Source organism: Pseudomonas sp. Ps21-P2 (genome assembly GCF_039672565.1).
Taxonomy (GTDB): Bacteria; Pseudomonadota; Gammaproteobacteria; order Pseudomonadales; family Pseudomonadaceae; genus Aquipseudomonas.
In genome coordinates this window covers 236,884-258,815 of the sequence record NZ_JBDFPL010000008.1, presented here as the reverse complement: position 1 = coordinate 258,815, position 21,932 = coordinate 236,884, and the positions used below count along the sequence as shown (strand labels likewise).

Annotated in this window: 21 protein-coding genes; 15 read left to right on the top strand and 6 right to left on the bottom strand. The window is 60.4% G+C overall.

Annotated elements, in window-relative coordinates; genetic code table 11:
• Nucleotides 1-279: 279 nt before the first annotated feature.
• Both ABEH28_RS20985 and ABEH28_RS20980 read left to right on the top strand, forming a co-directional pair.
• A complete protein-coding gene (locus tag ABEH28_RS20985) occupies nucleotides 280-456 on the top strand; it encodes a hypothetical protein (protein WP_346630975.1) in 177 nt (58 codons plus the stop codon).
• Nucleotides 449-2,626 (top strand): malate synthase G, encoded by a 2,178-nt coding sequence (locus ABEH28_RS20980; RefSeq protein WP_346630974.1) that lies wholly within the window; start codon nucleotides 449-451, stop codon nucleotides 2,624-2,626. Before ABEH28_RS20985 ends, ABEH28_RS20980 begins: the two co-directional genes overlap by 8 nt.
• Nucleotides 2,627-2,723: 97 nt before the next feature.
• On the opposite strand, the gene ABEH28_RS20975 is transcribed toward ABEH28_RS20980, so the two are convergent.
• Complete coding sequence (locus ABEH28_RS20975) at nucleotides 2,724-3,170, bottom strand: response regulator (RefSeq protein WP_163022123.1); 447 nt, start codon at nucleotides 3,168-3,170, stop codon at nucleotides 2,724-2,726.
• Nucleotides 3,171-3,403: 233 nt separating this feature from the next.
• Here ABEH28_RS20975 and ABEH28_RS20970 point away from each other — a divergent pair, with 233 nt between their 5' ends.
• The 12 genes from ABEH28_RS20970 (at nucleotide 3,404) to ABEH28_RS20915 (ending at nucleotide 15,802) form a co-directional block, all read left to right on the top strand.
• Nucleotides 3,404-5,338 carry a putative nucleotidyltransferase substrate binding domain-containing protein gene (locus ABEH28_RS20970; protein ID WP_346630973.1) on the top strand — a complete coding sequence of 645 codons (1,935 nt, stop codon included), beginning with the start codon at nucleotides 3,404-3,406 and terminating at the stop codon, nucleotides 5,336-5,338.
• 10 nt (nucleotides 5,339-5,348) lie between these two features.
• Nucleotides 5,349-6,068 (top strand): 3'-5' exonuclease, encoded by a 720-nt coding sequence (locus tag ABEH28_RS20965; RefSeq protein WP_346627187.1) that lies wholly within the window; start codon nucleotides 5,349-5,351, stop codon nucleotides 6,066-6,068.
• Between the two features lie 159 nt (nucleotides 6,069-6,227).
• Nucleotides 6,228-6,746 carry an RNA polymerase sigma factor gene (locus tag ABEH28_RS20960; RefSeq protein WP_346630972.1) on the top strand — a complete coding sequence of 173 codons (519 nt, stop codon included), beginning with the start codon at nucleotides 6,228-6,230 and terminating at the stop codon, nucleotides 6,744-6,746.
• Nucleotides 6,743-7,735, top strand: a complete 993-nt coding sequence (locus tag ABEH28_RS20955; protein ID WP_346627189.1) for a FecR family protein — start codon at nucleotides 6,743-6,745, stop codon at nucleotides 7,733-7,735. The genes ABEH28_RS20960 and ABEH28_RS20955 overlap by 4 nt, the downstream gene beginning before the upstream one ends.
• A gap of 311 nt (nucleotides 7,736-8,046) precedes the next feature.
• Nucleotides 8,047-10,482: a TonB-dependent siderophore receptor gene (locus tag ABEH28_RS20950; protein ID WP_346630971.1), complete on the top strand. Its 2,436-nt coding sequence runs from the start codon at nucleotides 8,047-8,049 to the stop codon at nucleotides 10,480-10,482.
• Between the two features lie 81 nt (nucleotides 10,483-10,563).
• Nucleotides 10,564-11,703, top strand: coding sequence for a PepSY-associated TM helix domain-containing protein (locus tag ABEH28_RS20945; protein WP_192173154.1), 1,140 nt, complete (start codon nucleotides 10,564-10,566; stop codon nucleotides 11,701-11,703).
• Nucleotides 11,700-11,891, top strand: a complete 192-nt coding sequence (locus ABEH28_RS20940; protein WP_074886829.1) for a hypothetical protein — start codon at nucleotides 11,700-11,702, stop codon at nucleotides 11,889-11,891. The genes ABEH28_RS20945 and ABEH28_RS20940 overlap by 4 nt, the downstream gene beginning before the upstream one ends.
• Nucleotides 11,892-12,172: 281 nt before the next feature.
• A complete protein-coding gene (gene tssD / locus ABEH28_RS20935; RefSeq protein WP_192173155.1) occupies nucleotides 12,173-12,661 on the top strand; it encodes a type VI secretion system tube protein Hcp in 489 nt (162 codons plus the stop codon).
• A gap of 14 nt (nucleotides 12,662-12,675) precedes the next feature.
• Nucleotides 12,676-13,164 carry a hypothetical protein gene (locus ABEH28_RS20930; protein ID WP_192173156.1) on the top strand — a complete coding sequence of 163 codons (489 nt, stop codon included), beginning with the start codon at nucleotides 12,676-12,678 and terminating at the stop codon, nucleotides 13,162-13,164.
• The gene (locus ABEH28_RS20925; protein ID WP_346627192.1) at nucleotides 13,165-13,425 is read left to right on the top strand and encodes a hypothetical protein; all 261 of its coding nucleotides are present in this window, start codon (nucleotides 13,165-13,167) and stop codon (nucleotides 13,423-13,425) included.
• Nucleotides 13,426-13,752: 327 nt separating this feature from the next.
• Nucleotides 13,753-15,066 carry an MFS transporter gene (locus ABEH28_RS20920; protein ID WP_282368314.1) on the top strand — a complete coding sequence of 438 codons (1,314 nt, stop codon included), beginning with the start codon at nucleotides 13,753-13,755 and terminating at the stop codon, nucleotides 15,064-15,066.
• Nucleotides 15,067-15,172: 106 nt separating this feature from the next.
• Nucleotides 15,173-15,802: a glutathione S-transferase family protein gene (locus ABEH28_RS20915; protein WP_192173159.1), complete on the top strand. Its 630-nt coding sequence runs from the start codon at nucleotides 15,173-15,175 to the stop codon at nucleotides 15,800-15,802.
• Nucleotides 15,803-15,984: 182 nt separating this feature from the next.
• On the opposite strand, the gene creD is transcribed toward ABEH28_RS20915, so the two are convergent.
• The 4 genes from creD to ABEH28_RS20895 all read right to left on the bottom strand — a co-directional run bounded on the left by creD (nucleotide 15,985) and on the right by ABEH28_RS20895 (nucleotide 20,174).
• Nucleotides 15,985-17,361: a cell envelope integrity protein CreD gene (gene creD, locus ABEH28_RS20910; protein ID WP_346630970.1), complete on the bottom strand. Its 1,377-nt coding sequence runs from the start codon at nucleotides 17,359-17,361 to the stop codon at nucleotides 15,985-15,987.
• A gap of 142 nt (nucleotides 17,362-17,503) precedes the next feature.
• Entirely contained in the window at nucleotides 17,504-18,934 is a 1,431-nt protein-coding gene (gene creC / locus ABEH28_RS20905) for a two-component system sensor histidine kinase CreC (RefSeq protein ID WP_346630969.1), read from the bottom strand.
• Nucleotides 18,934-19,614 carry a two-component system response regulator CreB gene (creB, locus tag ABEH28_RS20900; RefSeq protein ID WP_346630968.1) on the bottom strand — a complete coding sequence of 227 codons (681 nt, stop codon included), beginning with the start codon at nucleotides 19,612-19,614 and terminating at the stop codon, nucleotides 18,934-18,936. Before creB ends, creC begins: the two co-directional genes overlap by 1 nt.
• Before the next feature lie 59 nt (nucleotides 19,615-19,673).
• Entirely contained in the window at nucleotides 19,674-20,174 is a 501-nt protein-coding gene (locus tag ABEH28_RS20895) for an ATP-dependent zinc protease (RefSeq protein ID WP_133775519.1), read from the bottom strand.
• A gap of 223 nt (nucleotides 20,175-20,397) precedes the next feature.
• Here ABEH28_RS20895 and ABEH28_RS20890 point away from each other — a divergent pair, with 223 nt between their 5' ends.
• Nucleotides 20,398-21,285 carry an acyltransferase gene (locus tag ABEH28_RS20890; protein WP_346630967.1) on the top strand — a complete coding sequence of 296 codons (888 nt, stop codon included), beginning with the start codon at nucleotides 20,398-20,400 and terminating at the stop codon, nucleotides 21,283-21,285.
• 50 nt (nucleotides 21,286-21,335) lie between these two features.
• On the opposite strand, the gene ABEH28_RS20885 is transcribed toward ABEH28_RS20890, so the two are convergent.
• Nucleotides 21,336-21,899 (bottom strand): DUF2780 domain-containing protein, encoded by a 564-nt coding sequence (locus tag ABEH28_RS20885; protein WP_192173164.1) that lies wholly within the window; start codon nucleotides 21,897-21,899, stop codon nucleotides 21,336-21,338.
• Nucleotides 21,900-21,932 lie beyond the last annotated feature (33 nt).

Below are 21,932 nucleotides of genomic sequence, written 5' to 3'. Positions count from 1 at the left end.
GACTGAGGCCTGTTTAATACCACGCCCCATGGGTTGTGAGGGAGTATAGGCACGTCTACCCGGCGCGCAGTGGCGTCACCGCTTCAGGAATTTTTGTGTACGATCCTGATAATTATCTGGAACAATCCTCAAGTTCTTTGAGAACATCCGACACCGCCGCGTGACCGAATGCCCAAGTCCGGTCGCTCGGTGCACATTCAGTCTGATTTTCATGCCGCAACTCATCATGTAGTATCGCCTCGCGTTCACTACATAGATGTCGAATCCAGGCCTGATCCGATGTTCCTGCAAGGCCAAAACCTGTTCCAGCGCTTTATCTCAGGTGCCCGCCGCCCCGCCCAGCCGCCCGCAACGGCATGTTCTGGAAGGGCACGCAGCGACGTCGATGGCTTTAACAAGAAAGCGCTCATGATTGAAGCGCAGATAGCTGAGCAGAGTGAGGCAAGCAATGACTGAACACGTTCAAGTCGGTGGCCTGCGGGTCGCCAACGTCCTGCTGGATTTTGTGAACAACGAAGCCATTCCCGGAACCGGCCTCGACGCCGCTGCATTCTGGGCCGGTGCCGATGCGCTCATTCACGAGCTCGCACCCAAGAACAAAGCCTTGCTCGCCAAACGAGACGAATTCCAGGCGCGTATCGACGCCTGGCATCAGTCCAATGCCGGCAACGCCCACGATGCAGCCGCCTACAAGGCGTTCCTGCTGGAAATCGGCTATCTGCTGCCAGAAGCGGCGGACTTCCAGATCACTACGCAAAACGTCGACGAAGAAATCGCCCGCATGGCCGGCCCGCAGTTGGTGGTGCCGGTAATGAACGCGCGTTTCGCGCTCAATGCCTCGAATGCCCGCTGGGGCTCGCTGTATGACGCGCTGTACGGCACCGACGCCATCAGCGAAGCCGGCGGCGCGGAAAAGGGCAAAACCTACAACCGGGTCCGCGGCGACAAAGTCATCGCCTTCGCCCGAGCGTTTCTGGACGAAGCGGCTCCTCTGGCGGCGGGCTCCCACGTCGACTCCACCGGCTACAAGCTGGTCGATGGCATGTTGATCGTCAGCCTCAAGGGCGGCAGTAACACCGGCCTGCACGATGATGCCCAACTGATCGGTTTTCAGGGCGACGCATCGGCGCCGACTGCTTTGCTGTTCAAGCATAACGGCCTGCACTTTGAACTCCAGATCGACGCGGCGAGCCCGGTCGGCCAGACCGACCCGGCCGGTGTCAAAGACGTGCTGATGGAAGCGGCGCTGACCACCATCATGGATTGCGAAGACTCCATCGCGGCCGTGGACGCTGATGACAAGGTCGTGGTGTACCGCAACTGGCTGGGGCTGATGAAGGGCGATCTGTCCGAAGAAGTCTCCAAAGGCGGCACCCGTTTTACCCGTACGATGAACGCCGACCGCGTCTACACCTCGCCCACCGGCGAACCCGTCACGCTGCATGGCCGCTCGCTGTTGTTCGTGCGCAACGTCGGCCACCTGATGACCATTGATGCGATCCTCGACAATCAGGGCAACGAAGTGCCGGAGGGCATTCTCGACGGCCTGCTGACCAGCCTCGCGGCCATCCACAACCTCAAGGGCAATACCTCTCGCGCCAACAGCCGCACGGGCTCGATGTACATCGTCAAACCGAAGATGCACGGCCCTGAGGAAGTGGCGTTCACCAACGAATTGTTCGGGCGCATCGAAGCGGTGCTGAACCTGCCGCGCAACACGCTCAAAGTCGGGATCATGGACGAAGAGCGTCGCACCACGATCAACCTCAAGGCCTGCATTCAAGCGGCGAGCGAACGTGTGGTGTTTATCAACACGGGTTTCCTGGACCGCACCGGCGACGAGATCCACACGTCCATGGAAGCAGGGCCTGTTGTACGCAAGGCGCAGATGAAAGCGGAAAAGTGGATCGGCGCGTACGAAAATTCCAACGTCGATATCGGTTTGAAATGCGGCCTGCAAGGGCGCGCGCAGATCGGCAAAGGCATGTGGGCGATGCCTGACTTGATGGCCGCGATGCTCGAACAGAAAATCGCCCATCCACTGGCCGGCGCCAACACCGCGTGGGTGCCATCGCCCACTGCCGCTGCGCTGCACGCGTTGCACTACCACAAGGTCGATGTGTTCGCGCGTCAGGCTGAACTCGCCCAGCGCGCGGCGGCCTCGGTCGACGACATTTTGACCATCCCGCTGGCACCGAACACCGACTGGACGGCGGAAGAGATTCAGAACGAGCTGGACAACAACTCACAGGGCATCCTCGGGTATGTGGTGCGCTGGATCGATCAGGGCGTTGGCTGCTCGAAGGTGCCGGACATCAACGACATAGGGCTGATGGAGGACCGTGCCACGCTGCGGATTTCCAGCCAGCACATTGCCAACTGGCTGCGCCACGGCGTGGTCAGCGAGCAGCAGGTGATGGAAAGTCTGAAGCGCATGGCGCCGGTAGTGGACCGTCAGAACGCAGGCGATGCGCTGTATCGCCCGCTCGCGCCGGACTTCGACAGCAACATCGCGTTTCAGGCAGCGGTTGAGCTGGTGATCGAAGGCACGCGGCAGCCCAATGGCTACACCGAGCCGGTGCTGCATCGTCGCCGTCGGGAGTTCAAGGCGAAACACGGGGCGTAACCAGCACCCAAACAAAAAGGCGGTGTCCACGTAAATGGACACCGCCTTTTTTATTGCACAACTTTCATTGCTTCAACGCAGCCCGAAGGCGGCGTTATCAGGCCATTTCCAGTTCCCGCTTCACCAGTCGCAACAGCTGCTTGGTGTTGATCGGCTTGAGCAGAAAATCCACCACGCTCAGGTGCATGGCATCGATGGCGTCGCGTACGTTGGCGTCGCCGGACACGATAATGATCGGCAACTCCGCACGGTCCGATTCGCGAACCCGACGGATCAGATCCAGCCCGTCGCACGGCGCCATGCGCAGATCGGTGATCAGCAGCGCAATGGACGGCCGGGTCTGCAGCAAGTGCATGGCGCTGGTGCCGCCGGCGGCGGTGATGCAGCTGATGTCATTGAGACTGAGAATTTCGGCCAGAACTTCCCGAGCATCCTTGTCGTCATCGACGATCAACACCCGTTGTGGCGATTGGGACGCAGGCGCGAGCATCACCTCATTGAGGGCTTCGCGCTCTTCATCACTCAAAATACTGTGATCGAACATACCCGTCTCATCTTCCTGTCGACTCCAATTCTGACAGCGCAAGCGATAGATACGCTGCACATCCTGTCGGCTTCATGCCGGGCCCTTGAGCCTCGCGCTAACTGCATCGCTGCGGTATTACACCTTGGTTCGATGCGATTCAACGCCTTCGCAGTCACCTAAGACTTACGTCCAATGGGCACTGCCCGATAAGCGGTCGACCATGGGGTCAATAAAAACAAGCGGTATCGGTCATGAGCAAAGCGGACGCTTTTACCCAGGCAGGCAAAACAGCCGTTCTGCAGAACATCCACGGCACGATGCAGTTCCTGCAAAAATTCCCGCCATTCAACCAGATGGAAAACGCCCACTTGGCCTACCTTGTGGAACAGTGTCACCTGCGTTTCTACGCTACAGACGAGAGCATCATCAAGCCTAGCGATGGGCCAGTAGAACATTTTTACATCGTCAAACAAGGCCGCGTAGTAGGCGAGCGCCCCCATTCGGCAAAAGGCGGCACCGAGACCACGTTCGAAATCACCACCGGCGAGTGCTTTCCCCTCGCAGCGCTGCTCGGCGAACGCGCCACGCGAACCGAGCATCTGGCGGCCGAAGACACCTTCTGCCTGCAGCTGAACAAGCAAGCCTTCATCAAGCTGTTCGGGCTCTCCAATGAGTTCCGCGACTTCGCTCTGCGCGGTGTCAGCAGCCTGCTCGATCAGGTGAATCAGCAAGTAAAGCAGAAGGCGGTGGAAACACTCGGCACGCAATACTCACTGAATACGCGACTGGGTGAACTGGCGATGCGTCACCCGGTGACCTGCTCCCCCGACACGCCGCTGCGGGAGGCCGTGCGCCAGATGGACGAGCAGCAGGTCGGCAGTATTGTCATCGTGGACGAGGCCAAGGCGCCGCTGGGGATTTTCACGCTGCGCGATCTGCGCCAGGTCGTCGCAAACGTCGATGCCGACTTCGGCGCGCCCATCGAGCGCAGCATGATTCAGGCGCCTTTTTACCTGACCCCGGACGCCAGCGCCTTCGATGCCGCCATTGCCATGACCCAGCGGCATATCGCCCACGTTTGTCTGGTCAAGGATCAGCGCCTGTGTGGCGTGGTCTCCGAGCGCGACCTGTTCTCGCTGCAGCGCGTGGACCTGGTGCATCTGGCGCGCACCATCCGCAGCGCGCCGCGCATCGATTCGCTGGCCAACCTGCGCGGCGACATCGTTCAACTGGTGGACCGCATGCTCGCCCACGGTGCCTCGTCCACGCAGATCACTCAGATCATCACGCTGCTCAACGACCACATGGTCTGTCGCGTCATCGAACTTACGCTGGAAGACAAAGGCGATCCCGGCATCGCTTTCAGCTGGCTTTGCTTTGGCAGCGAGGGCCGCCGCGAGCAGACGCTGTACACCGATCAGGACAACGGCATTCTGTTCGAAGCCAGGGACGCCGCCGAGGCCGCCGAGATTCGCGGCCGGTTGCTGCCCCTCGCCGAGCGGATCAATCAAAGCCTGGCCGTATGCGGATTCGCGCTGTGCAAGGGCGGGATCATGGCGAGCAATCCGCAGCTGTGCCTGTCGCGCATCGAGTGGGCGCGGCGCTTCGGCTCGTTCATCCGCGAAGCCACGCCGGAGAACCTGCTGTCGTCTTCCATCTATTTCGATCTACGCGTGGTCTGGGGCGATGAAAGCGGCGGCGATCAATTGCGGCAGAGCATTCTTGCCCAGGTGGCAGACAACGCGTTGTTTCAGCGCATGATGGCCGACAACGCCCTGCGTCAACGGCCGCCGGTGGGCCGTTTCAAGGATTTCGTGGTCGCCCGCAAAGGCAGTGAAAAAGATACGCTGGATCTGAAAACCCAAGGCCTGACGCCATTCGTCGACGGGGCGAGATTGCTGGCGCTGGCCAACGGCGTCGAAGCCTGCAACACCCTGGAAAGGCTGCGTCAGCTGGTGGCCAAAGAGGTTATCGACCCGCTGGACGGTGCGGCGTATGAAGAGGCCTACCACTTCATTCAGCAAACCCGCATGCAACAGCATCAGCAGCAGAACCGGCAAAACCTGCCCTACTCCAATCGCATCGACCCGGATGTGCTCAATCATTTGGACCGACGCATTCTGCGTGAGTCGTTCCGTCAGGCGCAGCGGCTGCAGACCAGCCTCACCGTGCGCTACCAACTGTAAGCGACTGATCATGAATTTGTTCCAATGGCTCAAGCGACCCAAACGCACCGTTGCTCCTGAGCTCACGCCTGAACAGCAACAGCGCCTGCGCGCCCTGCCCGGCCCGGGCGCGTTGGATCAGAACACGCTGCGCCAGCAACGCTGGGTGGTGGTGGATCTTGAAACAAGTGGGCTGAATCTGCAGCGGGACGAGGTGCTGTCGATCGGCGCAGTGGTCATCGAAGACGGTGCGATCGATCTGGGGCAGCAATTCGAGCGCACGCTGATGCGCAGCGATCACAAACTCAGCCCGAGCGTGTTGATTCACGGGCTGGGGCCCAGCGCGATCGCCGCAGGGAGCGAGCCGGTGGACGCACTGCTGGATTTCATGGCGTTCGTGGGCGACAGCCCGCTGCTGGCGTTCCATGCGGCGTTCGACGAGCACATGCTGGGCCGCGCATTAAAGGAAAGCCTCGGCTATCGCCTGCTGCACCCTTTTATTGATGTCGCTCACATCGCGCCTTTCGTTTGCCCGAACGCGAATTTGCGTCAGGCAGGCCTGGACGACTGGACTCGATTCTTCGGGCTCCACGCCGAAGAGCGCCATCACGCCAGCGCCGATGCCTTGGTAACCGCCGAACTCGCGATGATCCTGTTCAGTCACGCCAAGCGACAAGGGATCGAAACCCCGGCACAGCTGGAGCAAGGCGTGGCGAAATGGCGACGGCAGCAGCAATCGCATTCGTTTTAGCGTTTCACCTCTAGATCCCGTCTCGCCTCACAAATCCAATGGTCGATTCGTACATCAACCGTTCGGCTTCTTCCTACAAGGACCAATTGCCAGCATTGGGCGGCTCTGACACAATCGCGAACAATTCTCGTTAGCCCCTTTGTTCTCCTTGGTGCGCTTGTGTCGTCACTTCAAAGTCCCCAGCAGCAGCTCGTCGGAACGCTCTATCGCGACCATCGCGGCTGGCTGCTGGGCTGGCTGAGACGCAACGTGGCCTGCCCCCATCGCGCCGAAGACCTTAGCCAGGACACGTTCATTCGCCTGCTCGGCCGCGAGCAATTGCTTGAACCCCGCGAGCCCCGGGCCTTTCTGGTCTCGATCGCGAAGGGCTTGTTGTTCGACCACTTTCGTCGGGCCGCGCTGGAACAAGCGTATCTGGACGAGCTGATGCTGATTCCCGAAGGCGAACAACCTTCGCTTGAAGAACAGCAGCTGATTCTCGAAGACCTCAAAGCCATCGATCGCCTGTTGGGCAAGCTGTCCAGCAAGGCGCGCGCTGCCTTTTTGTACAACCGCCTGGACGGCATGCCCCACGCGGAGATCGCCACAAAGCTCGGCGTCTCGGTGCCCCGCGTGCGTCAGTATCTGGCCCAGGGTTTGCGCCAGTGCTACATCGCGTTGTATGGCGAGCCAACATGAGCCGCCTGTCCACCCGACCTGTTTCGTCCCATGTGCTGGACGCCGCCATCGCCTGGCAACTGTGCCTGGACTGCGGCCGGGGCAGTGAGGTCGAGCGCGAAGAGTTCGCCAAGTGGTACGCCGCCAGCGACGAACATGCCCGCGCCTGGATGCAGTTGGGCATGGTCGATCAGCGTTTCGCCGGGACCACTGGCCCGGCACGTTCAGCGCTTTTGCGTTCCCGTGATGGCATGGGCTTGCGGTTGCGCAAGCTGGGCCGCGGGGTGGCAGGGGTCGCGCTGGCGCTGGGCTTGACGGTTTTTCTGGGAAATCGACTGCTGCCGGTGGATTACTGGCTGGCGGATCTGCGCACCGCCACCGGCGAGCAGCGCACCATTCGCCTGTCGGATAACACCCTGATCCGGCTCAACACTCACACCGCGCTGGACGTGCGATTCGACGCCACACAGCGACGGATCGTGCTTCAGGAAGGCGAAATCTTTGTGGAAACCGGGAGCCACAACGACACGCGTCCGTTCATCGTCGAAACCCCCGAAGGACAGATGCGTGCCTTGGGCACGCAGTTTCTGGTCAAGCGGCAGACTGACGGCACGCTGTTGAGCGTGCTGCAGTCAGCCGTCGCCGCTCATCCGCAGGCTTCCAGCCACGAATTAGTGCTGCGCGAAGGGCAGCAGATGTTGATTCATCGCAACAGCCTCGGTCCCATGCTTGCCCTTGCGCCCGGCACCGGCGCCTGGATGCGCGGCATGCTGGTGGTCGACAACGCCCGCCTGGGAGACGTGGTCGCGGAGCTTGCCCGTTATCGTCAGGGCCATCTCGGCGTGGCGAAGGACGTCGCCGACCTGCGCATTACCGGCAGCTTCCCGCTGACCAACACGGATCTGGCGCTCAAGGCACTGACGCCCACGCTGCCGGTGCAGATCGAGGCGCGGACGCAGTGGTGGGTGACGGTGGTCGGCAGCGACAAGAAGCCGGCGACGGCGCTGTAAATCGGCTGCCCTCTTGGATGCATGCGATCGCCAGGCCACAGAACTTGTGGGAGTGAGCTTGCTCGCGAAGAAGTCAGTACATCCGCTAAATCTTCCGTAGCTGAAACACCGTCTTCGCGAGCAAGCTCGCTCCCACATGGACCATATTTGATGCGCGAAAGCGCCGCTGTCTGGCAAAGGGTAACTTTCACCCAGGGTCATTGATCACGGCCTACTTAGCGCCTGCGCAATTATTTTCGCCCGGCCCTATCACTTTCCAGATCTCGTTCGGCACATAGGCATTGAGAACCATTTCCATCGAGGTGCCGTTCATGTCCCGCACGCTTCAAACCCTCCTGCGACCGAGCCTGCTGGCTATCGCCGTCGCCATTGCCGCACCGATGCTCAGTGCGCCGCTGATGGCCGCTTCTCAGGCTTCCAGCGTTCGCGCCTACGATCTGCCGGCCGCGCCGTTGTCCACGACGCTGACGCAGATCGCCAGTCAGGCAGGCCTGGCCCTGTCGCTGGATCCGGCACTGGCCGCGGGCCGCACGTCGGCGCCGGTTCAGGGTCAATTCGACGCATCAGGCGCGATGGGCCAGGCGCTGCGTGGCACCGGCTTGCAGTTGAATCTGACCACGGCGGGGACCTACACGCTGGTGGCTGCGCCTGAAGGGGCGATGGCGTTACCGGCGACCAGCATTCAAGGCAGTCAGGAAAGTTTCGAAAGCGCGTGGGGGCCGGCGCAGGGATACGCCGCGAGTCGCACCGCAGCGGGCACCAAAACCGATACTGCACTGGTCGAAGCACCGCGCTCGATCTCGGTCGCGACCCGGCAGCAGATGCAGGATCGCGCGGTACAGAACATCGACGACGCCGTTCGCTACATGCCAGGCGTGGTCGCCAGCAGTTACGGCAGCGACAGCCGGGCCGAGTGGCTGAAAGTCCGCGGCTTCGAACCCACCCAGTTCCTCGACGGCCTGCCGCTGCCAAAAGGCGCCTACGTCATGCCGAAGATGGAGACGTGGGACCTGGAGCGCATCGCCCTCCTGCGTGGCCCGGCCTCTTCGGTTTACGGTCAGACCCCGCCGGGCGGCATGCTCGACATGGTCAGTCGTCGCCCCGAAGCGGAAGCCAGCCACGAAGTGCAGGTTCAGGTCGGTACTTACAACCGCAAGCAGATCAGCTTCGACAGCACCGGCAAGATCGACGACGCCGACAATTTCGAGTACCGCGTCAGCGGCGTCGTGCGTGACAGCGGCACCTCGGTGGACCACATCGACGACAAGCGTTACAACATCGCGCCGAGCCTGACCTGGAACATCGACCCGGACACCAAGCTGACTTTCCTCAGCCAGTTCAACCGCGACGATACCGGCATCACCAGCCAGTTCCTGCCGATTCAGGGCACCAAATACCCGTCGGCCGTGGGGCGCGTGAAGTACCACGAAAACCTCGGTGATCCGGACTGGGAGTTCTACGACAAAACCTATTACGCGCTGGGCTATGCGTTCGAGCACCGTCTGAATGACGTGTGGCAGTTCAAGCAGAACGTCCGCTACACCAAGAGTGACCTGTCCTTTCAGGGGATCACGGCAGGCGGTTACTTCGGCTCGGTGTCCGACGATGGCACCGTTGCTCGCGGCGCCAACGTCGTGAACGAGGACATTTCCCAGTTCGCGCTGGACAACAATCTGCAAGCCGACTTCGACACGGGCGCACTCAAACACACCGTGTTGCTGGGGCTCGACTACCAGCGCGTGAACCACAACTACAAGTGGCAGTACGGCAACGCGCCGACCAGCAACATCGCCAAGCCGATTTACGGGCAGGACTTCAGCAACGTCGATTACACCGCGTTTCAGGACTACAACCAGAAAACCCAGGACGTCGGCGTCTACATTCAGGACCAACTGGCCCTGGATAACTGGCGTCTGACCCTGGGCGGCCGCCAGGACCTGCTCAAGACCGAATCGAAGTTCTACAACAGTGACCAGTCCGACGACCGCACCGACAGCGCGTTCACCGGCAACGCCGCGCTCAGCTACGTCTTCGATTCCGGCTTCACGCCGTACATTTCCTACGCCGAGTCTTTCCAGGCCGAACAAGGCGGCGCCAATGGCGTGGCGTTCCAGCCGGGGACGGGCAAGCAGTATGAAGTGGGCCTCAAATACCAGCCGCCGGGCAGCAACATCATCTTCACCGCAGCCGCTTACGACCTGACCCGCCGCGACATCGTGCTCAGTGACACACTCGGCGTGCAGCGTCCTCTGGGCGAGGCAAAAGTGCGCGGCTTCGAGCTTGAAGCGGTAGGCGATGTCACCGACAACCTGAAAGTGACGGCGTCCTACACATACGCCAACAGCAAGATGACCAAGGTCACCGACCCGCTGGACAAGAATCGTCCGCTGCCACTGACGCCGGAAAACCAGGCGGCGATCTGGGGTGATTACACCTGGCACAACGGCGTGCTCGACGGTTTCGGCCTGGGCTTCGGCGCGCGCTACATTGGCGAGACCGACAATATTGCAATCGGCAGTTACGGTTTCGTCGCCGATTCCAACTACGGCCACAGCAACGCTTACACCGTCTACGACGCCGCCGTGCATTACGACCTTGGCCGCATGACCAACTCGCTCAAGGGTGTGAGCGTGTCGGTCAACGCCAACAACGTCTTCGACAAGGAATACATTTCCACCTGCGACGGCTTCTATTGCTACTACGGTGACCGTCGTACGGTGCTCGCGAGCGTAGACTACAAATGGTAATCGTTTAAACTCTCATTACCTGAAACAAGGGCCGCTCCCACACAGCGGCCTTTGTTGCTTTCGCTGACTCCGGATTTCCACATGAAAAGCCAAACCATCCGCCGCTGGTCTTTCATCCATACGTGGACCAGCCTGATCTGTACGGCATTCCTGCTGATGCTGGCGATCACTGGCTTGCCGCTGATCTTCAGTCACGAGATCGCTCACCTGACGGGCGACGCGCCGGAATTCAAGGAAATGCCCGCCGGCACGCCGCATCTGGACCTTGAACAACTGGTCCGCTCAGCCGAGGCCCATCGCCCCGGCGACGTGATGCAGTATTTCGGCTGGGACGACGATGACCCCAACGGCGTGTACGCCATCATGGGCAAGACTGCGGGCGGCGACCCGAACGAATCCCACAGTTTCATGCTCGACGCGCGCACCGGCGAGGCGATGGAAACGCCGAGCGCCAATGGCGGTTTCATGATGATCATGCTGCGCCTGCACGTGGACATGTACGCGGGGCTGCCGGGCAAGCTGTTGCTGGCATTCATGGGACTGCTGTTTGTCATGGCGATCGTGTCCGGCGTCGTGTTGTATGCGCCCTTCATGCGCCGGCTGGATTTCGCCACAGTGCGCCCGAATAAATCCAAGCGGGTGCGTTGGCTGGACCTGCACAACCTGATCGGCGTCGTCACGCTGACCTGGGCCGTGGTCGTCGGCCTGACTGGCGTGCTCAACGCCTGCGCCGATCTGGTGATCGCGCAATGGCGCACCGACGCGTTGATGACCATGATCGCGCCGTACAAGGACGCCCCGCCCCTGGCCGAACGCGCACCGGCGACCCGATTGATCGACATTTCCAAAGCCACTGTCCCCGGCGCCGAGCCGAGCTTCATTGCCTTTCCCGGCTCGCGCTTTTCCAGCGAGCATCACTACGCGGTCTTCATGAAAGGCGACACGCACCTGACGTCCCACCTGCTGACCCCTGTCCTGATCGACGCTCAGGACCTGCACGTCACCGCAACACTGGGACGCCCGTGGTACATGGACGCCCTGCTGCTGTCGCAACCGCTGCACTTCGGCGACTACGGCGGCATGCCGATGAAAATCCTCTGGGCCGCGCTGGATGTGCTGACGATCATCGTCCTCGGCAGTGGCTTGTACCTGTGGTGGGTTCGACGTCGCGCCACAGTCGCTGCGGCCAAGAACGTCGCAGTCGAGGCAGAAGTCGCATGACCCGGCACAAGAAGCATTCGGCGTTCTGGAAGACCTTCGGCACGCCCGGCTGGATCGCCCTGCTGACCGCAGTCGGCCTGTTCGCCGCGCTGCTCGGCGACGGCGCGTGGGATGTACTCGCCTGGGTGGGCATGGCCATTCCGACCTGGTACAGCTGCAAAGGATTGATGGCGCGCAAGCGGGTTTGATCCGCCGAACCCCGCTTCTGCATGATTGACATCGAACCGTACCCAATGAACCGGTTTGCTTTGACGATGGCAGGGGCGCGCGCATCCGCAGTAAAACATTGCATCCTGCCTGGCCTCCCTTGGTTATAAGTCGAACAAGTCCGTAAGAAACTTCCCTCGCAACAACACTAAGCGTCCTACACGCTCCGACTCCCACGCTGGCCTCCCCTGCGAGTCACCCTCCCGATAATCGATATTCCGCCCTGGCAGGGCATCCACACTATCCATCGGGAAGACCCACCATGGCGCTCGACGCATTTTTGAAGATTGAAGGCATTGCTGGCGAAGCACTGGATGAGCAGTGCAAAGACTGGATTGAAATCACCGGATATTCGTTCGGCACCTACCAGAGCGCGTCCGTTACAGCCAGCACGGCAGGCGGCGCGACTTCCGGGCGTACCACGCTCAGCAACCTGACGCTGACCAAGATGCTCGACAAGTCGAGCTGCAAACTGATGGCAGCCAACTGCGCCGGAGAGCACTTCAAGGAAGTGAAGCTTTCCGTACACCGTGCAGGGGGCGACAAAATGAAGTTCTACGAAATCATCCTTGAAGAAGTGATCATTGCCGAATACAACCAACTCGCCAACGACGGCATTCCCACCGAACTCATCCAGCTCAATTACGGCCGTATCCGCTCGACCTACACCCTGCAAAACAGAAACGACGGGCGCGCGGCCGGCAGCGTAACCGGCGGATGGGACAGGATCGGCAATAAGCAATATTGCTGAGCGAGGGACATGTCATGGACTTCGAACGTACCCAACATGTCGGCCATTACGGTGTCGTGTTTACGCTTATTCACTTCACCGTGCAGCCGGACGATGCCGCATCGTTGAGAACGATCAACCTACCGGAAATAACCAAGGGTCATTTTGAGGTCATCCGGTTGATTGAAGAAACCTACGAGCGAATGCTTGCACAGGGGCGGCCTTGCCGGATGGTGCTTGCGGTGTCTAATCGCCTGAGCCGGAATACTGCCGATCTATTAAATGATCAACGAGTGAGAGTGGGTGGCGCCATATCCTCGCTGAGCGGCAAAGCTGTTACAGAGGTGTTCGGTCCGATAGTAGGAGGGATGGCGGGTATGTTCTCAGGAGGGAAGGCCAAACAAGGAATTCCGACCTACCACGTCGGTGATGTAATAGTCAGTATCGACGCACAAGTTGCGGGAGGTATTGGCCCTCAGAGATCCTCGTCAGCATTGCTGCTTAAAAACAACGGTGATGGCTAGATGGCGTTTTATATCTCGTTAGTCATCGTCGCGGCTGCCATCTGGAGCGCCTGTCGAGTCACAAGACGATGGCGCTATCAGTGGGTGCTTGGCCTCGCCATCATCGTCTTTTGGTTCTCTTACGTTGTCCCTTGGGTCGTGAGAGCGGAAGCAATTGAAGATGAGCAGTTTCTTGATTATGAAATATTGCTCGAAGGCCTGCTCTATGTAGGGTTGGGATTACTGGGCGACAACTGGTGGCGTGACGACGAGCCAAAGTAGCGAATCGCATTGCCTCACCCACCAACTGGCTCGTCCCACGCTCCTCCTCGCGCGGGGCAAGCACGTTCCGCCATCCTAGTCATCACATGACCTCCCGCCATTTACACATCCGGCTGGCCCGCGTTCTGCCTCCGAATCTCACGCCTCCATAGGCAATCGATCACCCCAAAACCCAGCCCCGCCGGTGACAATCCAGTTACATAAAGAAATACAATGGCGATTTACGGGTATTTCAATTGACAACAAAACGTGCGTTTGACTAAATCCAGTCATACGACGACGTATAACGATCGCCGCTAAATAAAAACAATACCCAGAGTGGACTCGATGAAAATCAAAGGCATCCGTTGGTGGATGGTCGCGCTGATAACCGGCGGGCTGATCGTCAACTATCTCGCGCGCAACACCCTCTCCGTCGCCGCTCCCACCATGATGAGCGAGCTGAACATTTCCACCGAACAGTACTCGCACGTCGTCATCGCGTGGCAGATGGGCTATGCCTTCATGCAGCCGGTTGCCGGCTACGTGATTGACGCCATCGGGACCAAGATCGGCTTTGCAGTGTTCGCCATCGCCTGGTCGGTGGCGTGCGCATCGGCGGCCATGGCCACCGGCTGGCAGAGTCTGGCGTTCCTGCGCAGCTTGCTGGGCATCACTGAAGCGGCGGGTTTTCCTGCGGCGATCAAAGCGACCACTGAATGGTTTCCGGCCAAAGAGCGCTCGGTCGCCATCGGCTGGTTCAACATCGGTTCGTCGATCGGCGCGTTGCTGGCCCCTCCCCTCGTGGTCTGGGCGATCCTGCACAGCGGCTGGCAGATCGCGTTCGTCATCGTCGGCGGGCTGGGTCTGCTGTGGAGCGCAGGCTGGCTGTTCTTCTACAAGCACCCGCGCAATCAGCGTCTGCTGGGCGATGAGGAACGCGATTACATTCTTGCCGGTCAGGAATCCCACCTGAAGGACGCGCCGACCAAGCACGCCAGCTGGAAGAAGATCGTCGGCACCCGCAATTTCTACGCAATCGCTTCGGCACGCATGCTGTCGGAGCCGGCCTGGCAGACGTTCAACGCGTGGATTCCGCTGTACCTGATGACCGAACGCCACATGAACATCAAGGAAATCGCGATGTTTGCCTGGCTGCCGTTTCTAGCCGCCGACATTGGCTGCGTGTTGGGCGGTTACCTGAGCCCGTTCTTTTACAAGCACTTCAACGTCTCGCTGCTGACGTCGCGCAAGATGGTGATGGTGTTCGGTTCGCTGTGCATGATCGGCCCTGGCTGCATCGGTCTGGTGGACAGCCCTTACGTCGCCATCGCGCTGCTGTGCGCTGGCGGTTTTGCGCACCAGACGCTGTCAGGCGCGTTGTACGCCATCACGTCGGACTCTTTCGGCAAGAACGAAGTGGGTACGGCAACCGGCCTGGGTGGCATGTTCGGGTTTCTGGGCGCGGCGCTGTTCACGCTGGTGCTCGGGATCATGGTCACCAAGGTTGGCTACAGCCCGCTGTTTGTGGCCCTGGCCGCTTTCGATCTCGTCGCCGCCACGATCATCTGGTTTGTCGCCAAGCCGCTGTTGACCGGCACACCTTCGGCGCAATCCGGAACGGCATCGGCAGACTCGGCAGACGGGGTCCCGACGGTCTGACATTCAGGTCCGGGCCGTCGCAAATCGGCCCGGCATATCATCCGGATATTGCACAGCGTCCTTGCCCTCACTAGTCTGGAGGGCCAGGTCGATCAGAGGAATATCCATGTCTGCGCCCAGCATGACGCTGCATTACAACGCCGCTTCACCCTTCGCGCGCAAGGTGCTGATCCTGCTTCATGAAACCGGACAGGCAAGCCGGGTCAGTCTCAAAGCGGTTGCGCTCACCCCCGTCAGCCCCGACGCCGAAGTCTGCCGCGACAATCCGTGCGGGAAGATTCCGGCGCTGTGCCTGGCTGACGACAACGTGATCCATGACAGCCGGGTCATTCTCGAATACCTGGATCAACAGCACGTCGGCAACCCTCTCATTCCCAAAGAAGGCTCGGCGCGCTGGCGGCGATTGACGCTCGCGTCACTGGCCGATGCCCTCATGGACGCTGCGCTGCTCATCCGGTACGAGACCTTCCTGCGGCCCGAGGAGAAACACTGGGCGGAATGGCTCGACGCCCAGCAAGAGAAAATCGCTCGCACGCTGGCCTACTTCGAAGCCGAAGCCGTCACTGAACTGAGTACGCATTTCGACGTGGCGTCGATCAGCGTGGCCTGTGCGCTGGGCTATCTGGATTTCCGCCAGCCAAATCTGGGCTGGCGCAGCAGCTACCCGCGATTGGCGAACTGGTATTACGAAGTCAGTCAGCGGCCATCGATGCTGGAAACCCAGCCGCCCGCCTGATTGCTTTCAAATCACAGGTATCAACGAGGTCGGATTCATTCGCGCGACGCGAATCGGTCCGCCTCGGTGAGGGCTGCGCCGTCGGACCGCGAAGGAATCGGCCTTCGTCGGTCCGCAGCCAGTTCGCTATCTCCACTGCAAGCCCGTGCCCGATCTGCTGGTCTTCGCGCAGTCCCACCCGACTACTCATGACTCGCCTCGACCACCAGCGCGGCAGGTTTTGCGGAACGTTGCGCCAGCGCATACCAGTCCAGTTTGCGCGTCAGCACCATGAACACGCCGAGCACTCCGAACAGTAACAACGCGCCCATCAGCAAGGCGTAGTCTTCGGCACCGAGCAGGCCGTAAAGCAATGCATACAGGATTCCCAGCGCCACGCCGAATGACAGTCCGTGACGAACGCTGCCCAGCACATGGCAGACGTAGAACCCGATCAGCCCCACACAGGCACTGGCCGACACCAGGTACGCGAGCGTGAAGCCCACATGTTCGGACAGCGACAACAGCAGCAGATAGAACAACGCCAGCGACGCACCGACCAGAGCGTATTGCACCGGGTGGACCGCCAGCCCTTTGAGCACTTCGAACAGCAGGAAGCCCGCGAAGGTGAGCGTGATGAAGAGCAGCGCATATTTGATCGAGCGATCACTCTTGAGGTACTGGTCGACCGGCGATATGAAGCTCACGCCGAAACTGCGACCGGCGAACTCGGTACACACTTCGCTGGATGAACAGCGGTTGAGAATTTCCTGCAGATTGGTTGCGAAGAAAGAAGTCTGCCAATTGGCGGTGAAGCCCTGCCCGGAAACGTCGCGACTGGCGGGCAGGTAGTTGCCAATGAAGCTCGGATGCGGCCAGTCAGCCGCCACCCGTACAACACTCGATTTGCCCACGGGCGTGATCTGCAACTGTCCAGTGCCCTGCATACGAAGATCGAACGCGAAATTCAGGCGCTTCTGCTCGACGCCGGTTTCCAGCGGCAGCACGACGCTCACGCCCTCCCCCAACAGCGCCACGTCGGTACCTGGAACGAAGTCCAGTTGTTCGCCATTGAGATCAAGCTTCAGCGCACTTTCGATGCCACGAATATCTGTAATGCCGACAGCAAGAAAAGGGGCATCGAACCGGTAGTTCTCGAAATCATTGCCCAGGCCAAAGTGCTCGGGCAGCACGAACTGCCCGCTCAGCGTGTTATCGGCGTGATAAAGGCGAGCCTCGTAAATGCCGCGCGAACGCACTTCGGTCTGGACCTTGCCATCCAGTTCAAAGCGTTCGGGAAGGAAGTACAAGCGGCCCTTTTCCTCAACCGTTTCCTGATAGCGCTCGCGCGACTCCGCGTTGAGCTTCCAGATCCGGGTCAACTTGCGATACGGCACGATCAATAGCGGCCCGCTGATGTGCTGGCTGTAACTGGAGCTGCGCGCGATGTCTTCGACCACTTCGTCGCGCCTGCTCTGTCGATCCTGGATAAGGCCATTGATCATCATCAACGGGATCATCAGCGCCAGTATCAACAGACCGATCATTCCCACCTTGTAAATCGACATGCCCTTGTTCATCGAACTCTCCCGGTTTTTGATGGGGAGATTCTGAAAAGTCTGTGTGGAGCAATCGTGGGGGAAGTGTGGAGATTGTGTGGAGTGTTTCGGACGATGAAACCCTTCCATCTCCAGGTCTACAATGTTGACGGACCGGCTTGTTTTATCGCAGCGATACTCGCAGCTGCAACACCACCATCACCCCGCCTGCAACATTCCGTATCTGCATTTCCCCTCCATGCAACTGCATCACTTCTTCAACGAAGTTGAGCCCAAGGCCAGTGCTTTTGCGGCCACTGTCGGGCCTGGGCAAGGAATAGAAGCGCTCGCTCAGGCGAGGCAGTGCGTATTCGGGAATGGGGTCGGCGCTGTTGAAAAACAGCACGTTCACGCGCTCGCCCTCCCGCTCGGCGCTGAAGCGCAACGTGCCTCCGTCTGGCGTGAAGTCCAGCGCGTTGTCGAGCAAATTGGAGAACGCCTGGCGCAACAGAAAGCGCTCACCGGTCACAAACACCTCAGCCGTAATCAGCCGTTCGACGATCAAACCCTTGCGCTCGATGCGCGGGGCCTGCGCCGCCAGCGTGTCCTCGACCAGCCCGGCAAGTGGCACCAGGACGCGCTCTTCCAGTCCCTGGCGTTGTTCGACCATGGCCAGATTCAGCAGCCGTTCGATCAACTGCTGGACGCGTGCGCTTTCGTTATCGATGTTGCTGACGAAGCGCTGCCGCTGATCGGCGGGCATGTCGCCCTGCAACAGCTCGGCAGCGCCGCGGATCGCAGCAAGGGGGCTTTTCAGTTCATGGGTCAGGGTGTGCACATAGCGCTCGACGTAGTCCTTGCCTTCCAGCTGTGTGCGCATGTGCTCGACGGCTGCAGACAACTGCGCCAGCTCGCCGCCTCGATACCGGGGCAGCTCGACGCGGCGCCCTTCGCTCACGGCCTGGGCGTATTCGGTCAATCGACGCAGCGCGCGGCTCACCCACCACGACAGCAACGCAGCGAACATCAACCCCAGAACGATCAGCCCCGCGCCGTAATACAGCAGACGCCGCTCTGTCCGGTCCACGTAAGGCTGCAGCGAGCTATTGGGTTTGGCCACGGTCACGACACCGATGATGCGGTCACCGTCGCGAATCGGCGCGCCAACGTGCATGACCGATGAGTTAGGGTCCTGAGGATCGCTGCGGGTCGAGCGCGCGCCATATTGGCCACGCAAGGTGAGAAACACATCATTCCAGCGTGAATAATCCTGCCCCACAGCTTCTCCGCTGGAGTCGAGCAAAACAATGCCGTGGGCGTCGGTCACATACACGCGGTTATTGACCTGATTCTTTGGCATGCCCCAGATCTTCGCGTCCGGCTGTCGCAACCCATAGGCCGTGAGCACTTGCGGGAAGCGGCTCTGGCTCAAGGTGCCCGCTTTAACGTCGGCCTGCAGCACCTCGGCAAGAAGATTCGCGGTGTCCACCAACGTCTCTTCCGTGGATTGCCGAACGCCGGGGCGCACCTCTTTCATCACCGTGTTGAGGACGAAATACCCCGTCAGGCCAATGAACAGCGCATAGACCAGAAAAATCCGCAGGCCCAGCCGCATCAGCTGTGATCCGGGCTGTAGCTGTAGCCGAGCCCGCGATGGGTCTGAATCGGCTCGGCCTCGGCGACGATCGCCCGCAACTTGGCGCGGACGCTTTTGATATGGCTGTCGATGCTGCGCTCGTAGCCGGCATCGCTGGCAACGCCGACCGCATCGAGTAACTGCTCTCGGCTAAACACCCGTCCTGGTTGCTTCAGCAGACAGCGCAACAGGCGAAATTCGTGACGTGTCAGGCTCATGGGCTGGCCGCGATAGCTGATCAGCACGCGCTGGGCATCCACCGAAAAGTGACCGCTAGGGGGATTTGCGTCGACTCGAGGCGCGATTCGTTTGAGGATGGCCTTGACCCGTGCAGTGACTTCACGCGGGCTGAACGGCTTGACGACGTAGTCATCCGCGCCGATTTCCAGCCCCACCACGCGATCAATTTCACCATCACGGGCGCTCAGAAACATCACAGGCACCTCGGTAAACCGACGCAGTTGTTTGCAGGCTTCGAAGCCGCTGATATCGGGCAGGCCGATGTCGAGGATGATGAGGTCGGCGGGCGTCTCGCGTTGCAGGTCGACGGCCGCCTGTCCCAGCGTTAGCCACGCAGTGGTGAAACCCTCGCCCTGCAGGGCATAGATGAGGGTATCGGCGATGGCGGCTTCATCTTCGACAATGAGAATGTGGGGCATGGCATCCGAGCACGTGGCGTAAAGCCGGAACGGTGCCGGATATCAGTCCCGCCCGTCAATCAGCACTCAGGCTTGTCGGCCGTATACCGACGGGCCGGGTTAACCGCCGCGCCGAATTCGCGCAGGGCCTTGGCGCCAATCAGTAAGGGATAGTTGAAGTGGCTGCGGTCGACGAGGTTGACCTCAACGGTGCGCTTGACGTTGCCCAGGCACAGTTCGAGGTCCACGACCGGGCGCTTGGTCGGGTCAGCCGGTTCTTCTTCATCGTCGCCTTCGGAACGGCCCTTGATTCGGCTGATGCGCGAAACCTTGTGCTCGTACACTTTGCTGTCGGCGTCTTTGGTCGCCAGACGGAAGCGCACCCAGTCATCGCCATCGCGCTTGAACAGTTCGATGTCCTTGGCCGACAGCGATGCGGTCAACGCGCCGGTGTCCATTTTGGCTTTGAACGTCTCGCCGATCTCCGAGACCTGAATGTATTCGTAACGGCCGTACAACGTCGGTTCGGCAGCCATGACAGGCAACGCCAGCAAAGACATAAGCGCCAGAAGGGATTTCACGTCACATTTTCCTCGTGATGGATGAGCGGTCGGGCGTGCCCGGTTTAGACCATAACTTTGCCGATGGTTCGCGCCCGGAACTGCAGCACCGGGCAGTCGCGGTGCAGGCAATGGGAAGCGTACCGAAAACGGCGTGAAACATTCGTCGGTATCGCCGGGGATTTTGCGCCAGGCGCCCGGCCTGCTTATCATTGCGCGCCACCCTGTCGACCGCGAGTGCCTTATGCGTCACCTGCTCACCGGAATTGCCGTCACGTTGCTGCTTCTGCTCAATACGCTGGTGCTGATCGGCCCGCTGATGGTCTTTGCTCTGCTCAAGTTGGTGTTCCAGAGTGAGATGCGTGACAACTGCTCGGCGGCGGTGATGTGGATCGCCGAGACCTGGTGTGAGATCAACAAGCTGATTTTCAAAATTTGCCTGCCGACCCAGTGGGAAATCCGCGGCGACGAAGGCCTGCGTGGCGACACGTCCTACCTGGTCATCGGCAACCACCAGTCCTGGGTCGACATCCCGGCGCTGGTGCAGGCGCTGAATCGACGTACGCCGTTCTTCAAATTCTTCCTCAAGAAAGAGCTGATCTGGGTGCCGTTCCTGGGGCTGGCGTGGTGGGCGCTCGATTACCCGTTCATGAAGCGCTACACGAAAGCGTTTCTGGCCAGGCATCCCGAGCTCAAGGGTAAGGATCTGGAAATCACCCGCGAGGCGTGCGAACTGTTCAAACGTCAGCCGGTGACGGTGGTGAATTACCTGGAGGGGACGCGCTTTACCCCGGCCAAGAAAGCCGAGCAGGCTTCGCCCTATCGTTACTTGCTCAAGCCCAAGGCGGGCGGCGTCGCATTTGTGCTGGCGGCGATGGGTGAGCAACTGGACGCGGTGCTCGATGTGACGGTCGTGTATCCCAGCGAGCGCATCCCGGGGTTCTGGGACTTGCTATCAGGACGCGTGCCGCGGGTGATCGTCGACATCAAGACCCGCGAACTCGACCCTGCGCTGTGGCAGGGCGATTACGAGAATGACCCGGTGTTCCGCGTGTACGTGCAGGACTGGGTCAACAGGCTTTGGGAAGAGAAGGATGCGCGAATTGCCGAGTTACGCGGCCTGATTTCCTAGCACCACTTCTTGGCAACAAGCGCCCCTTTTGCAGGGGCGCGGCAACTCAATTACTTGGCGCCCCAGACGCCACTCAACGCCTGCAACGCCGAACCACCGGCGCCTTGCTGACCGAGGTATTGCAGAATCACCGGCACGAACTGGCTGACCATGCTGCTGTTCATGCCCAGCGCGCTGAACGCCTTGTTCACGTCGCCCATGCTCTGCACGTTGCCCAGTGCGCTATCCAGGGCAGAGTTGCTGCTCCCGGAATTACCCAACAGTCCGCCCAGACCACTTAGGCTACCAAGGGCTGATGTGCCGGCCAGCTGGTCGAGGCCTGGCACTGATTTGCTCAGTTGCGAATAGTCGTTGCCGGCGAGCTTGTTTTTGGCCAGCCCCAACAAAGCTCCAGTGCCGCCAACCGCTTGCTCCGGTGTGACGTTCAACTGGGTGCCCAGCGTGTTCAACAGCCCGGCTGCTTCAGGCGCGGCGGTTGCCTTTTGCTGGCCGCCGGTGGCATTGGCAACAGCATTGGCCGCGTCATTCAGATTGAAAGCGAAGACCGGCGTGGCTGCCAGCGCCATCAGGCTCGCCAGCGCAGCACCGCGTACGTTTTTCAGTGAAACTTTCATCGCAACAACCTCGTTTTCCGGGAGACCGGCCAT